The 13,923-nt window shown below is 61.4% G+C and carries 11 protein-coding genes and 1 tRNA gene; 4 read left to right on the top strand and 8 right to left on the bottom strand.

Annotated elements, in window-relative coordinates; genetic code table 11:
- The first annotated feature begins 20 nt into the window (after positions 1–20).
- Both C7S18_RS01695 and C7S18_RS01690 read left to right on the top strand, forming a co-directional pair.
- Positions 21–2,432, top strand: coding sequence for a response regulator (locus C7S18_RS01695; RefSeq protein ID WP_106889910.1), 2,412 nt, complete (start codon positions 21–23; stop codon positions 2,430–2,432).
- 172 nt (positions 2,433–2,604) lie between these two features.
- On the top strand, positions 2,605–5,052 hold the full coding sequence (locus C7S18_RS01690; RefSeq protein WP_106889909.1) for a hypothetical protein: 2,448 nt from the start codon (positions 2,605–2,607) through the stop codon (positions 5,050–5,052).
- 66 nt (positions 5,053–5,118) lie between these two features.
- On the opposite strand, the gene C7S18_RS01685 is transcribed toward C7S18_RS01690, so the two are convergent.
- Positions 5,119–5,195 (bottom strand) — tRNA-Pro (locus C7S18_RS01685).
- A 134-nt stretch (positions 5,196–5,329) separates the two neighbouring features.
- Between C7S18_RS01685 and C7S18_RS01680 the strand changes: the two genes are divergently transcribed.
- Positions 5,330–5,896 carry a nitroreductase family protein gene (locus C7S18_RS01680; protein ID WP_106889908.1) on the top strand — a complete coding sequence of 189 codons (567 nt, stop codon included), beginning with the start codon at positions 5,330–5,332 and terminating at the stop codon, positions 5,894–5,896.
- Positions 5,893–6,780: a 5'-3' exonuclease gene (locus C7S18_RS01675; RefSeq protein ID WP_106889907.1), complete on the top strand. Its 888-nt coding sequence runs from the start codon at positions 5,893–5,895 to the stop codon at positions 6,778–6,780. Before C7S18_RS01680 ends, C7S18_RS01675 begins: the two co-directional genes overlap by 4 nt.
- Before the next feature lie 40 nt (positions 6,781–6,820).
- Here C7S18_RS01675 and C7S18_RS01670 read toward each other — a convergent pair whose 3' ends face one another.
- The 7 genes from C7S18_RS01670 to C7S18_RS01640 form a co-directional block, all read right to left on the bottom strand.
- On the bottom strand, positions 6,821–8,185 hold the full coding sequence (locus tag C7S18_RS01670; RefSeq protein WP_106889906.1) for a substrate-binding domain-containing protein: 1,365 nt from the start codon (positions 8,183–8,185) through the stop codon (positions 6,821–6,823).
- Between the two features lie 39 nt (positions 8,186–8,224).
- Entirely contained in the window at positions 8,225–8,722 is a 498-nt protein-coding gene (tadA, locus tag C7S18_RS01665) for a tRNA adenosine(34) deaminase TadA (protein WP_106889905.1), read from the bottom strand.
- Positions 8,719–9,855 carry an inorganic phosphate transporter gene (locus C7S18_RS01660; protein ID WP_240623963.1) on the bottom strand — a complete coding sequence of 379 codons (1,137 nt, stop codon included), beginning with the start codon at positions 9,853–9,855 and terminating at the stop codon, positions 8,719–8,721. Before C7S18_RS01660 ends, tadA begins: the two co-directional genes overlap by 4 nt.
- 7 nt (positions 9,856–9,862) lie before the next feature.
- On the bottom strand, positions 9,863–10,492 hold the full coding sequence (locus tag C7S18_RS01655; RefSeq protein ID WP_106889904.1) for a DUF47 domain-containing protein: 630 nt from the start codon (positions 10,490–10,492) through the stop codon (positions 9,863–9,865).
- A gap of 243 nt (positions 10,493–10,735) precedes the next feature.
- Positions 10,736–12,013 carry a heme biosynthesis protein HemY gene (locus tag C7S18_RS01650; protein WP_170113052.1) on the bottom strand — a complete coding sequence of 426 codons (1,278 nt, stop codon included), beginning with the start codon at positions 12,011–12,013 and terminating at the stop codon, positions 10,736–10,738.
- Entirely contained in the window at positions 12,013–13,026 is a 1,014-nt protein-coding gene (locus C7S18_RS01645; protein ID WP_106889902.1) for a uroporphyrinogen-III C-methyltransferase, read from the bottom strand. Before C7S18_RS01645 ends, C7S18_RS01650 begins: the two co-directional genes overlap by 1 nt.
- Positions 13,027–13,112: 86 nt before the next feature.
- Positions 13,113–13,877 carry a uroporphyrinogen-III synthase gene (locus C7S18_RS01640; protein ID WP_106889901.1) on the bottom strand — a complete coding sequence of 255 codons (765 nt, stop codon included), beginning with the start codon at positions 13,875–13,877 and terminating at the stop codon, positions 13,113–13,115.
- Positions 13,878–13,923 lie beyond the last annotated feature (46 nt).

Raw genomic sequence — 13,923 nt, 5'->3', positions numbered from 1 at the left:
CCTGTTCGGGACGAATCACCATGGAAGCCGACCTCAACCAATTGGATCCGCTCCGCCGGGTGGCTCGGGAATTGATCGACCAGGGTCGCGCCATGGTCGGAAAATGGCCGACCGTCAAAATCGCCGAGTGGTACGAACGCCTGGAAGAACTGGCCTCGCTCGCTGACCGCCGCCAGGAAGAGGCGATTCACGAAGCCGCACTGGAACTGACGGTGTATCTGAGTTCACTCGTGGAAGCCGGCATTGAAGCGAATGCCGCGCAACGCGAACGCACCGTACAGCTACTCGATGTGCTTGGCGATGTAGTTGGCGCCGCTGCTGGCACGCCAAGCCCGAGCAAACCATCGCGCGCGGCGCAGTCGGGGCACCTCGTGGTCTATTACCTGCGCGCTGATGATCGCGATCTCCCGGGATTGACGGCGCAACTTGGCCACGAACGATTTGTCGTACGCACATTCAACGACGGCAATCGCGCCATGGCCGAAGCGCGACAATTGCCGCCGAATGCAGTCATTGTCGATCAAGGCATGGTCGCGTGGCTGTCGCGTCTGATTGATCAGGCCGAGCGTTCGGCCGACGAGCACCGGCGGCCGGTGGCGATCGTGCTCTGCGATGGCGGCGACGTCCGAAATCGCCTGTTTGCACAGCGTGCCGGCGCCGAGGCCGTACTCGAAGGTGCCGATGCCATTCGTTGTGTCGCCCGTCTGCATGAATTGCTGATTGCGCAAAAGCAGAACGTGGCGCGCGTCCTGATCATCGATGATGACGCCCATATGGGCCAGTTCTGTGTTTCCGTGCTCGCCTTCAAAGGCATGGTGAGCAAGCGGACAAGTTCGGCGCGCGAAGGTCTTGATGCGCTGTCCGAGTTCAAGCCGGATCTGGTGCTGCTCGATTTGTATCTGCCCGACATGAACGGCATCGAAGTAGCGCAATTGATCCGCGAGCGACCGAACATGGCGCTGGTGCCGATTGTGTTCATGTCGGGCGAGGAAGATCTCGACAAGCGCTTCGATGCGATCCGGATGGGTGGCGACGATTTCCTCGGTAAGCCGGTCAAGCCACGGCATCTGCTCGCATCGGTCACGAGTCGGGTGAACCGGTCGCGGCAACTGCTCGCGCAAACGCAGCAGGCGACGTTGACGCAGCATGTCGAAGGCCACGCCGGCAAAGTGGATCGTGCCACATTGGTCCATGACATCGAGCGCGCGCGCCGGGGCGAACTCGGCGATTGCGTGGGCCTCGTCATGATCTCGGTGGATGACGTGCCGGCGCTCGCACGCCGTCTGGGGTTTGTACGAACTGGCGATCTTGCGCACCAGATCGGGAATGCACTGGCCGTTGAGCCCAGTCTGAAAACCGGTATCTGCGCACTCGGTGAGTTCTCGTTTTTGGCGCTGATGCCAGTGTCGAGCGAGGGCGCGCTACGCGTTGCCGCCGAGAACATGCGCGTCCGTTTGTCTGGTCGCGGCTGGCTGTCGGCAGAGTCACCCGTACGCATCAGCTTTAGCCTGGGCAGTGTGCGCGCCGATGGGGCCGGCATGTCGGTCGAGGCGCTCCTCGGCAAGGTTGCCGAGTGCACGAAGGATGCTCAAGATCAAGGCGGCGGCCGCAGCATGCACGCGTTTGTCGGAACCGAAGCGGTCGCGGCCGAGACGCCGGAGCAAAAGCTCGCGCGCGCCATTCTGCGCCGGCCACTGCTCCCGGACACAACGTTGTTTCAGTTCCAGCCAGTCGTGCCGCTGAAGGGCCAGCTCAGCGGTCAGTTTCTGACGCGCATGTATTTGCGCGCGCCAAAAACATCGGTCGCCGGCAAGATTGGTGCGGACATCTATGCCCCCATCGTGCAGGAATTGCACGTCGGTCGAAACGTCAATCGCTTTCAGTTGCACGCGCTCGCCCACGCCGCCAGACGCGCGCATGCGCAAATCAACGATGTCCGGCTATTTGTGCCGATTCATCGCGAAACGCTTTTTGAAGAAAGTTTTGCCGAGTGGCTCGCCGCCGATCTTTATGGCTTGCAAGTGGACGCCGATGTCCTCGCGCTGGTCCTGAATGTCGATGAACTGATCGATGACCTGCCCCGCGCATCCCGCGCCCTGGAGGCGGCGCAGATGAGTGGCGTGCGGCTCTGTCTCGCGGGCTTCGAAGCCCATATTCGCGACCAACAGCGCCTGTGCCGACTGCCGAGCATCTACGCGAACTTCATTGATTGGCGCACGCTGCCAGCCGGCCCTGAGCGCGAGGCCGGCAACGATGCCCGGCGCAAACTGTGCCTGGAGTCGATCAAGAACGGCAAGATTGTCATTGCCACCGGGGTGGATGATCCCCTCGCGCTGAGTGATTTGTTCCGCGAAGGAGTGCATTACGTGCTCGGCCCCGCGGTCAGTGACTGGCAGGATGTACCACAAGTACCGGCGTCCAGTCAGCGCTGATCCGCTGGCGTGCCGTATCGATGGGTGCAGTGAGAGAATCGGCAAAGAGGTGACACTTTGATGTTTGTGCGCTCGTTGGTCTCAGGCAACTTGACCATCAAGCTCTTTGGGATGAATCGCCATTTCGAGTGCGCGCGGCCGAGCGTTCTCTCGGAAAACTTGGGAGCCTCCCATGTTGACGCAATTGCTCTGTCGCATCTTCGGCCACGTGCTCGCCGCTCGCATATCAGTGACCCTGATCATGGCCGGCTTGGTCTTCCTGGTCGGATGCAACGCCGATCAGCGGTTCTTCAAAGAGCGTCTGCAATTCTCTGAGAGTGCCGAGGAGACCGGCAGTACGCATATCGCCGTGCTGTCAGTGGCACCGTGGGCAGACGTTGAACGCGACCTGCAAGCCAATTTTCAAATAGATGAGGCGATGGCGCTGACCAAGGTCCTGCCGAACACGAGAACAATATTCCAGTCGAGCCTGAATCAGCGAAGCGCCGGTTTGAACCTGCAACCACCGGTTTCGACGAGTACCGCCACGTCTACCACCAATGCCGACGGCACGGTCTCTGAAACGGAATCGAGATTCTCTGGCCCAGCGGGGGGCAATGTCACCGCACCGGGAGACGATGGTACGCAACAACCAGTGGGCCAGTATCCGGGTAGTAATCGTCCGGAACTCGGCAATGACGCGCGTGTGTCGGTGCCCAGCGGCGACCTGGGGACAATCGGTGTCAGTCCGTTTCTACAGTATCAGGCCGCCAACGCGCTGCTGCAGGAAGTGCGGGCAATGAATAAGTCGGTCAACTATGCAACCCGGAAACAAGGCTATCGGCCATTTCTGGTGCGTATGCAGATCAGCATCATGCCTAGTGCTCGACGCCGGCCGTATGATGCGTACGTGAATCTGAGTTTCTTTGCCAAACCAGGCACCACTAAGGCGTGTCCTGAAACCAGTAAGCCCGGGGACGGTGCCAAAGGCGCAGAAGAACAAAGCCGCAACGCGCTGCAAGCGTGGGGACGACGCACCGACTTGTCGCTGTTTGATCGCTCGGAAACCAAACCAAGCGGCACCGACCAGCAGGCGTCCTGCGCCAAGAACGACGAGCAGGCCTACCTGGACAAATTGCCGTATGTCGTGCCATTGCTGGTGACCGACGACTTGGAAGGTACCATTCGCGAAAGTGTGGACAACGACATTCGACAGTTCGCGCTGGGCTTGGCGCTGCTGCAAGCCAATGTGGGCGCGAATTTTGATTTTGAGTCGTACAACGAGCAGCTGCAAAAGATCAAGGCGAAAGACTACAACAGCTTGATGACGGTCGCCCGCCTCAGTGACAACACCCTCCGGATTCGGCTGGGCGCGATGGACCGGACCGATAAGACTGCTGTGTTGGTGCCGCGCACGCACAATGTGAGTGTGCTGCTACTTGTTCCCTGCGAGGCAGCATGTCGCCAAGTTTCAACCGTTGACGTGATTTCTGCCACGCAGTTCTTCTCGGTGATCAATGGCGAACAACTGAATACGAACGGCGCGGCACTCATCGAACTGGAACAGGTGATCAACAAGCTTGCGACGTTCTTTGCAAATGAAGGTATGCGCGCTGGCAACACAGAAGACAGCTCAGCGATCGAATTATCGCCATCCGATTCCAGGATTTTGAGCAGCTATGTGCTGGAGGGAAACCTTCACCGCGTTGGCGAGCGCCTTTGCCGCCTGATTCTCGGACCGGCTGATTGCAGCGGGGCCGATGGCCAGACATTCTGGACGGCATGGAACAAGCACTCAGGTTGGGCCTATGCCTACCTGATTGAGGCGGTAGAGCGCGGCACACGCGGTTTCGCCACCTTTGACTTGTTTACAGCCCCTGCCCCACGGCTTGAAGTTGCAGCGCCCGCGAAAGATGACCATATGGTCGTTCCGGCGCTCCTTGACGACGGCGAATCCGCCGCAGCAACGTTCGTCGCGGGAGTCGCGTTGACGCCTGAGGCCCTGATGGGGAAGTTGCTGATCAAGCAAAAAGGCGCCAGCAAGGCATTGGTGGAGCTCCCGGTGGACATTGCCGTTGCAAACGACCAGCAGACAATCAGGATCAGCCGCCCGTCCCTTACTAAGATCAAAGCGCTCGGCCAGTCTGGGGAGCACATCGAGTTCGTCAATTTGCAGATCGATTGCCCGCGGTGCGGGAACGATACGGCGGACCTCTACTGTCGTGTTGATGGAGATGGAAAATCCGTGGACCTGTACGAAACGCGAAAAGTGGTGGCGCTCTCCTGGCTCGACCACGCGCCTGCCGACCCACCAGATGCCAAATTCAGCCTGCACACGTTTGCGCAAACCGTATTCGTTCGGGAGAAGGTCAAGCGAGAGGTTAGCGTCAGTTTCGAGATCAGGTATCCGGCCGAAGCAAGCCCGGTATTCTTTCGTGTCGAGGGGGCCGATCCGAATGGGGAGCCTGCTTGCCGTACCAATTGCTTGGACCCGGCGCGACCAAATGTCGCCGTGGGCGCTGGTGTTATCACGGTTCCGCTGACCAACGCTGGCGACGAGATCAAGATCTTTGCGGGGACAAAACTCAATGCCCTGAAAGAAGTGGCCAAGGTGCAAGTCAAGATTGCGCCGGCAAGCTGAGCCCGCGCATCGACCTTGGTCCTGGAATTGAAAAAGGCCAGTCGCGAGCGACTGGCCTTTTTAATTTGGTCGGGGCGAGAGGATTCGAACCTCCGACCTCTGCCTCCCGAAAGCAGCGCTCTACCAAGCTGAGCTACGCCCCGAATAATACGGAGCCCAAAACTATACAGTTTTGGCCGTACACATGCAAGCCGGTGGGCCGCGCAAGCCCGCAATGGGCGGGTCAACACGGCACTGGGGGCGTGCCCTCGTTGACCGGCATCGCTACACTGATCGGATGAACCCAATATTCGATTTCTTGAAACAGCGTCAGTCGACGCCCAGCAAACTGCTCGGTGGCCCCGGACCAGACGCTATGCAGCGGCAGCAACTGTTGGAACTCGCGCTGCGCGTGCCGGATCACGGCAACCTCACCCCGTTCCGTCTGCTCGGAATTGAAGGCGACGACCGCGCAATACTCAGCGAACACTTGGCCGAAGTCAGTAGTGCACGGGGCGATGACCCGGCGAAGGTCGAAAAGGACCGGAAGCGCTTTCTGTATGCGCCGTGGATCGTCACCGTCATTGCCCAAGTGACGCCGGGTCACAAGGTGCCCGAGCAGGAGCAGATCCTGTCTGCTGGTCTCGTGGCGTACAACTTGTTGCTGGGTGCGGAGGCGATGGGCTTTGGCGCCCAGTGGCTGACCGGGTGGTCGGCGTACGACGCTGGGATTGCTGCGTATTTGGGGCTTGCGCCAAATGAGCGCGTGGTCGCCTATGTGCATGTGGGGCATCGCCAAGGCGCTGGCCCGGATCGGGCCCGTCCGAATGCGGACCAAAAGTACACGCGCTGGCACGCACCATGAGCAGCATTCATCTGGTCGATGCGAGTATCTACATTTTCCGGGCCTACTACTCGGTGGCACCCGAGTTCTTTGATCACGAAGAACAACCCGTCCACGCCGTCTATGGCTTTTTGAACACGCTACTGAATCTCATTGATTCGGCGAAGCCATCGCATATGGCCGTTTGCTTCGACGAGTCGCTCGCCAGTTCGTTCCGCAACGAACTGTTTCCCGCCTACAAAGCCAATCGGGAGCCTGCGCCGCCCGACCTCCTCAAGCAGTTCGATTACTGCAAGCGGCTGGCCGGCGCGCTCGGTTTGACCGTATTGCGCGACGATCGTTTCGAAGCCGATGATCTCATTGGCAGCGCGCTCGCACGCATGCGCTTGCAGGGCTTTCGCGCCGTGATCGTTACGGGTGATAAAGACCTGTCGCAGCTCTTGGGCGAACACGACCTGATTGATGACCCGAGTCGAAAAGAGCGTACCGACGCGCAAGGCGTCAAACGCAAGTTCGGTGTGCGTCCGCAACAGTTTGCCGATTACTTGGCATTGACGGGTGATGCGGTCGACAATATCCCCGGCATCCGCGGCATCGGCCCGAAGACGGCGGCCACACTGCTCGGCCATTTTGGATCGTTGGAGGACTTGTTGGGCCGCGTCGATGAGGTTCCGTTCCTGCGAATTCGCGGCGCGAAGCAACTCGGCGACACGCTCAAGGCGAATCAGGCCGAAGCCCGCCTGTATCGCCAGCTGTCTTTGATTTCGGAAGCGGCCGTGGTGCCCACCGAACCCGATGCCTACCGCATTCAATCGGGTCGTCGCGACGAACTTGAGGCATTACTGGAACAGCTTCGCTTCGGACCGTTGACGCGGAAGAAAGTACTCAGTCGCTGCGGCGATTGAGTGAGTTCCAACGTGCGCAAGTTGGCAGCACGACTAGGCATTACGACTCGCGTTCCGGCGGCCGAATCCACACTTCCACGCGCCGATTCTTCGCGCGCGCACCATCGCCTTCCGCATCGCTGATCGGCAGCGCCGGACCATAGCCGCGGATATGCCGTACCGGCACGCGTCGGCGCACGAGCTCACGGGCCACAAAGTCCGCGCGATCGGTGGACTGGGCAATGGTCACCATGGGGCTGAACTCAGCCCGCTCGGCGAAGCCCACCAGAATCAAGCTTGCGCCTTGTTGTTCGGGCGTTTGCATGTATTCGGCCAGTCGATCGAGATCGCGACTCGCTCGTGAATCCAGAAACACCTGTCCGGACCCAAAGCGGAAACTGAGCGACAAGCGCGTCGCATCCGCGATGAGCTCGCGATACTCCGCCGGCGCGTCGGGTCGCAGTGCGACCGCATGGTGCTCCAATGCCAGCGGCACAAATCCGGTCGCGGCAACAATTGACTGGGCGGTTGGTCGCTGCACAAATGCCAAGAACGCTTCAACCACTTCCCGGCGCTCGGCACGACTGTAGAAATAGAGCCGCCTGGCCAGTGCGTAATCTTCCGTTGCGACGTTGAAGTGCGTCGGCGCGAGGGCTGGCAAATCACCGTCCCGAATTGCCAAAGCGCGGTTCGTACCGACGCCACCAAGCCCGACAAAACCGATCGCATTCGAATCTTGAGACACCGCTGCCGACAATGCATCCGTCGACTCGTACCGGGTCGCTCGCGGGCTCAGTGGTTGATCCAGCAACACCAGATTCTTGAACGTATCAAAGGTACCCGACGCGTTGTCGCGAGCATGCAACTGAATGCGACCGGCGCGGCCGCCGAGCGCCGACCAGTCTCGAATCTTGCCCGTGAAGAGGGCTTGCACCTGTTGCCGACTGAGCTCGCGCACGGGGTTGTCGGGGTGCACGATGACGGCGAGTCCGTCCAAAGCCAACACGGTCTCTTGCTCGGCGCTGCGTAATCGATCGCCACCCAGGCGCGCGGCTTCGTCGGCATTGGCGGGACGCGAGGCCATCCAGAGATCACATTGCCCGTCGCGCAGAGCCGTATAGCCCGTCCCGGTGCCATGGAACGACAGATGGACCAAATACCGCTGACCGTCCTTGCTGAATCGAAGTTCGGTTTCATCTAGCGACGGCTGTTCGATCGCGTCGCGCAGCATGCCTTGCTCGGCCGCAAACGCCTCGACGAGGCGCGGCGCCAGACGCGCGCCAATGGTGTTTGAGCCAGACAGACAGAGCCACGGCGCCGACGTTGCGGTTTGCGCCACCGCCACGCTACTGCCGCCAACGATAATCATTCCGAGTGCACGAAGCACACAGCGCACACGCCACTGCAAACCAACAACCCGCACCATGCCGACCTCCTGAGACGGACAGTGTGCGGCGCTCAGGTTTCAGTCTGGTGCCAGCGGCGTGACGGTTTTCTTTTCGGCAGCACGCCGTCGCTTGAAGAAGTCCGACAGCATTGCCGAAGTCGGTTCAGCCAACACGCCAGCAGCAACGGTAACCCGATGATTGTGACGCGAGTCTGTCAACAGATCGAACACGGATCCGGCTGCGCCCGTCTTGGGATCTGGCGCGCCGAACACCACGCGTTGCACGCGGGCATGGATCATGGCCATTGCGCACATCGCGCAAGGTTCCAACGTGACGTATAGCGTTGTGCCCGGAAGTCGGTAGTTGCCGAGCTGACGCCCCGCGAGTCGCAACACATTGATCTCGGCGTGCGCGCTCGGGTCGGAATCGGTAATGACCCGATTGCATGACTCAGCGATCAGCGCACCATCGGCACTGATCAATACCGCGCCGACCGGCACTTCGCCAAGTTCGCGCTCTGCATGCGCGGCCATGGCAATGGCGCGCTGCATCCAGAACGCGTCGGTTTCGATCATGCCCAGCCTAGAGCGTGCATCGCCTTGACCAGGGCATACGCAATCGCGCCGGTGGCCGGAATCGTCAGCACCCACGCCCAGAGCATGCGCTCGACGACGGTCCACTTGATCGCATTCCAGCGCTTCGAGCAGCCGACGCCCATGATGGCCGCCGAAATGTTGTGCGTGGTCGAAACCGGAATCCCGAGGCTCGACGCCGTCAGAATCATCGTGGCAGACGCGGTTTCGGCGGCAAAGCCATGGATCGGATGCAGCTTGACCATCTTGTGGCCGAGCGTCTTGATGATACGCCAGCCGCCGGCAGCCGTCCCCATTGCCATCACGACGGCGCACGTCAACGCGATCCACATCGGAATGACCATATCCTTGCCGCCATCCGCCGATTCCAGTCGCAGAAAGCTCATCCAGTCAGGCACGTTGTCCAGCGTCCCAGCCGAGGTGGCCGCAACCAGCGCCAGGGCGATGATGCCCATCGTCTTCTGCGCGTCATTCGAACCGTGCGCAAAACCCATGGTGGCAGCCGACACGATCTGTGCCTTGCCAAATAGTGCGTTGATCCAGCGTGGGCGCGAGATCCAGCCCAGGAACCCGGTGCTCATGTTGAGCCGGGAAATGACAAAAAACAGAATGCCCATGATCACCAGACCAAGCACGAAGCCGGCCATGGGTGACGTGAACATCGGCACGACGACCTTCCACAGCACGCCTTTGCCGGTGTACCAGGGATCGGCCGGCTGCGACACGATGATCGCCGACCATGAGTCCACTGAGCCGACGGCGGCGCCGCAGAGCCCACCGACAAGTGCGTGCGAGGAGCTCGACGGCAAGCCCCACCACCAAGTGATGAGGTTCCAGGCGATACCGCCGAGCAACGCGCAAATCAGTACTTGCGACGTCACTTGCGCCACGCCGGTATCGATCAGACCGGAGGCCACGGTCTTGGCGACTGCGGTGCCCCACAAGGCGCCCAGCAGGTTCATGCCCGCAGCCATCAGCACGGCTTGCGATGGCGTCAGTACCTTGGTGGCCACGACGGTCGCGATGGAGTTCGCGGTATCGTGAAAACCGTTGATGTATTCGAAGATCAACGCCGTGATGATCACGGCGATGAGCAGGATGAGGGCGACGGTCACGGCGACCTCAGCTGTTCTTCAGAACGATCGCGTAGACCACGTTGCCCGCGTCGCGGCAGCGATCGATGGCCTTTTCCAGAATCTCGAACATGTCCTTGCGCAGGATCAAACGCACGGGATCGGTCTCGGAGACAACCAGCTCTCGGTACAGCTCCAGGATCAGGCGGTCGGCTTCGTTTTCGATCGCTTGCAACTTGTCGTTCAGCGCCTTCATTTCTTCCAGACGGATGCCGTTCCGGAGCTGCTTGACCATCGTCGCGACGACTTCGCAGGCCTTCTCCAGCATCTGCGCACGCGAACCGAAGTCGATGTCGCCGAGACGGCCCTGGGTCATCGTGTAGCGCTCAGCAAACTTCTCGACCACCTTCGGAATCTTGTAGAGCGCCGACGCGAGTTCCTCGATGTCTTCACGCTCAAGCACCGTCACGAACGTGTTGACCAGTTCCTGCGAGATGCGCGCCGAAATTTCCTTCTCCTGCTGACGGGCCAGCTTGAAATCAGCGAGCGAACCAGTCTTGCCGCCCACACCAAGCAGAGAGGTCAGTGCCCGCGAACTGTTCAGGGCCGCTTCGGCCAATTGTTCAAGCAGGGAATAAAACTTGTCGCCTTTGCCGAAAATGGTTTGCAGGGAAAACATGGCCGAAGCTCGCTGGTCAGAGTAAAGGGTAAGTGTAGAAGCATGGCAGATCGAGGTTGCACATTTATGACAGGCTCCCCCCGGACGAACCGCCAGATGCGCCGCGTTCACCGTATCGAATCAGAAAAACGCGCTTTATAATCATGAACATACAGCGAACGAATTGCGGGCCACCTGATGTGACAGTGCGGCGACGGTCACGTACTGTTGCAACCTGGCTGCCACATAACCATCATCGAACCATCACGCGCCCGCCCGACCGGGCAAACGCGGAATCCCCATGGCATCGCGCTCCTCGGCCACCGTCAGTGGTGTCATCAGATCAACCCCGCAATGCCGACCAATCAGCGGCTGCATCAAGTCGCCATGATGAACCGACAGGGCATTGCCAAGGGCGGTCGCCGCGCGCTCGGCGTCGCCTTGTTCGGCGTAACACCGGCCAATCTCCTCCCAGATGCTAGCTGACGCCTCGGCATGCAGGGCCCGGCGCAGGTAATCCTCCGCCTTGATCCATTGCTTTTCCTGCCGACACAAGCGCCCGAGCGCGAGCAGCAATTCAGGATCATCGGCATGCGATTCCAGCCACGCTTCGGCCGTCTTCAACCGAGGCGGCAATTTGGCGTCGGGTGGCAGCAACCCATAGGCACGGACGACCGCTTGCGACCATTCGTGCTTCAGGCACGATTCGAGTTCTTGCGCCGCCTGCGGCACCAGATTGAGTTGGACCGCGCGGTGCGCGTAAGCCGTCGCGACATCAGACAGACGCTTCTGCGCGAGCGGCAGATCGGTCCACAAGCTGTGGAGGCTGATGGCATCGGCGGTTTCGCGGACGGTGCGCGCAAGCATCCGCGCTTCGAAGGCATCCATGTCAGCGTCCGCCATCTGCTTGCTTGCTCGAACGCGCGGCAGCAGATGCAGGCCTTCGCGGGTCCGATGTCTGGCGGCGTACGCTTCCATCAATGTTCGCGCGCCAAATGCTGACAACCGGTCATCGACCAACAGGCGATTCAGAACTTCAATCGCTGCGCCCGCCCGGGATTCCCGCAGGTCCTGCCGCGCTCTGAGCTCGAGCGCGAGCGTTTCGGTCTCGGGCGACTGCGCCAGGCGATTCAGCATTTCGGTTTCGCGGGCGCTGTCTTGTCGGCGATGCGCCGCGGCGTGCCCGAGAATGAGTGCGGCAGACTTCAGCGAGCGCATCTGACTGGCCCGCAACGCCGCTTTCTCGGCGGCTTCCGGTGCGCCCGAGGCCAAGAGCCGCAGGGCATCGAGCAGACTCTTTTGGGCACTACGGCGGCGGCGCTTGATAAAAAACAGAAATGGCGCCCGGATCAGAACGACCAGGAGCCAGATCAGAAACGCTGCGAAGCCCAGCGAAAACACGGCCGAGACCGCCGTGGTCTCAACCACCCAGGGGCCGCGCTGCACCAGCACGTAGCCGGGGTCGCGCTGCAGGAAAACCACCGCTATCGCGACCAGCAGTCCGACCGCCAGCAGACTCAGCAAGTTCCGGTAAAGGCGCATCAGGCCTCCGGTTCCAGCAAGTCGGCAGTACCGCGCAGTCGCTCCAACTGTTCGAGTGCCATGCCAACCTTTGGCCATTCCACGGGCGCATAGGCCTGCATTCGTGCCAAAGCGGAAAACACCGGCTGGTCTCCCGCAGGATGCAGTTCAAAGCCTTCCATCACGGCATTGCGGGCGCGCGAGGCGGATTGTTGGTAGCGGGTCAGATCGCCCTCGGTCAACGCTTCTTTGGCCAGCAACAAATCGAGGCCGACCACGGCACGCAGCGCGTCCGCCTGCAACGGACCGACCCACGCGGCTTGTTTGGGGTCCACTTTCCGAATGCGAATGAGCTCGCTGAAGACTCGCGCAATGCGCGTGCGCCAGTTGGGCGCGGGTTCGTCAGTTGTCCCAAGGCTTGCCATCTCGGCGCGCGTCTTCAGCGTGGGCAGGGCGTTCGCGATGGTGTCGATCGCATTGAGCACGTCCGCCTCGGCCTGGCGCGGCGCGGAGCGCAGCGACTCGATCTCCCGCTTCAACGTTTGCCGCACAGTGGCAAATCGCGCGTCATTGAGCCGGGCAAGTTCGGCGTCGGCCAACTCGAACGCCGACAGCGCGGTTTCGGGATCGCGAAACAGCCGCAGCCGCTCGACGCCAGCCGCCAAGAGCAGCTCTGCCTGGTTGATATGGAGTTCGCCGATACTATCGATCCGCCGCTCACTGAGCCGCTTCAATGCGTCCTCAAGGAGGCCCGCGCGTTCGCCGATTCCGAGCACCTCCTCGCGGAGCGCACGATGGGTGATCTGCGCATCAGCGACGCGCTGATCAACCCCTTGCATCGACTGCTCCAAGCTCGTCAGACGCGCGCGGAGCTGCACCACTTCCGACTCGGCGCGTGTGCGCTCCGCCTCGTTGGCGCCTTGCCGGGACTGGATTTGCCACAACCAGGCCAAAGCCAGCACCGAGGTCAACAAAGCCAGGCCACTGAGCACGGGCAGCAAAATGCGTCCGGACGCTGTTGTCTTCTGGATCATGGAAACCTCCGGGCTGTCAGGGCAATCGCAAGCAATCTGCACCGAGAGCACGGGCCGTGCCCTGCAGCGCAGGCGGTCAGTGCATGCTATTCAGTTGCCCGGACCTTGGGAAGGTGGCGACGCACCGCTGCCACGACATCCGCCTGTGCGGCCGAATCGGCGCGGCTGATGGCCGCAAACCCCCAGGATTGGGCGAGCTGGGCGAGCCGTTCACTCGGCACGAGCGCCGTGCCGGACAACAGACGCGGCCACTGTTCAGGAAGTGCGCCGCGGACCGCCTGGGCGGCTTCGGCACTCGTGAATACCACCAGCGGCGGAACTGAAAGCGCCGCCAGCCGTTGTGCCACCGACGCCCGAACCGGCGTCGGCACGCGCATATAAGCCGCAACCGCCTCGGTAGCAAAGCCACGCGCCGTCAGTGCATTTGCCAACCACTCCCGCCCCTGCGCCCCGGAAATCCTGAGCACCCGGCCGCCGGGCAATTCCGACCAGATCGGCATCGCCAGCATGGCCTCGGAATCGTAGGGCGGCAACGGCGACAGCGATGGCCGCCCAAACGCGTCCAGAGCGCGGCGCGTCCCTGGCCCTTGCGTCAGGATATGGGCCGGCCAATGCCACTCACCCGCGACCGGCGCAAAACACCGGACGGCATTGCTGCTGGCGAAAATCCAGACGCTGGCCTGTTCGGCGAGCGGGCGCAACTCGGCGAGATCCGGGACGGCACGCACGATCAGCGCCGCAACCCGGATCACCGACATCGGCAGGCGCCGCAGCGCACGGGTCAGCCCGTCCTGCCCATCCTGGACTGCCAGGTGGATCAGCGCAGGCGATTTCGCGTTGTGAACAGGCATGAAAGCGGCTTTCGGCGTCGGTTCTGTCGAGCATGTCACGCAAGCC

This window comes from Ahniella affigens (assembly GCF_003015185.1).
Classification (GTDB): Bacteria; Pseudomonadota; Gammaproteobacteria; order Xanthomonadales; family Ahniellaceae; genus Ahniella; species Ahniella affigens.
Note: the sequence above shows the minus strand (reverse complement) of the source record. Positions and strands in the feature narration are given on the sequence as shown.

Excerpts from the sequence above, each read along its gene's own strand:
- C7S18_RS01680 (WP_106889908.1), top strand. The coding sequence starts at position 5,330 with ATGAACCCAATATTCGATTTCTTGAAACAGCGTCAGTCGACGCCCAGC.
- C7S18_RS01655 (WP_106889904.1), bottom strand. The coding sequence starts at position 10,492 with ATGTTTTCCCTGCAAACCATTTTCGGCAAAGGCGACAAGTTTTATTCC.
- tadA (WP_106889905.1), bottom strand. The coding sequence starts at position 8,722 with ATGATCGAAACCGACGCGTTCTGGATGCAGCGCGCCATTGCCATGGCC.
- C7S18_RS01670 (WP_106889906.1), bottom strand. The coding sequence starts at position 8,185 with ATGGTGCGGGTTGTTGGTTTGCAGTGGCGTGTGCGCTGTGTGCTTCGT.
- C7S18_RS01695 (WP_106889910.1), top strand. The coding sequence starts at position 21 with ATGGAAGCCGACCTCAACCAATTGGATCCGCTCCGCCGGGTGGCTCGG.
- C7S18_RS01690 (WP_106889909.1), top strand. The coding sequence starts at position 2,605 with ATGTTGACGCAATTGCTCTGTCGCATCTTCGGCCACGTGCTCGCCGCT.
- C7S18_RS01675 (WP_106889907.1), top strand. The coding sequence starts at position 5,893 with ATGAGCAGCATTCATCTGGTCGATGCGAGTATCTACATTTTCCGGGCC.
- C7S18_RS01640 (WP_106889901.1), bottom strand. The coding sequence starts at position 13,877 with ATGCCTGTTCACAACGCGAAATCGCCTGCGCTGATCCACCTGGCAGTC.
- C7S18_RS01645 (WP_106889902.1), bottom strand. The coding sequence starts at position 13,026 with ATGATCCAGAAGACAACAGCGTCCGGACGCATTTTGCTGCCCGTGCTC.
- C7S18_RS01650 (WP_170113052.1), bottom strand. The coding sequence starts at position 12,013 with ATGCGCCTTTACCGGAACTTGCTGAGTCTGCTGGCGGTCGGACTGCTG.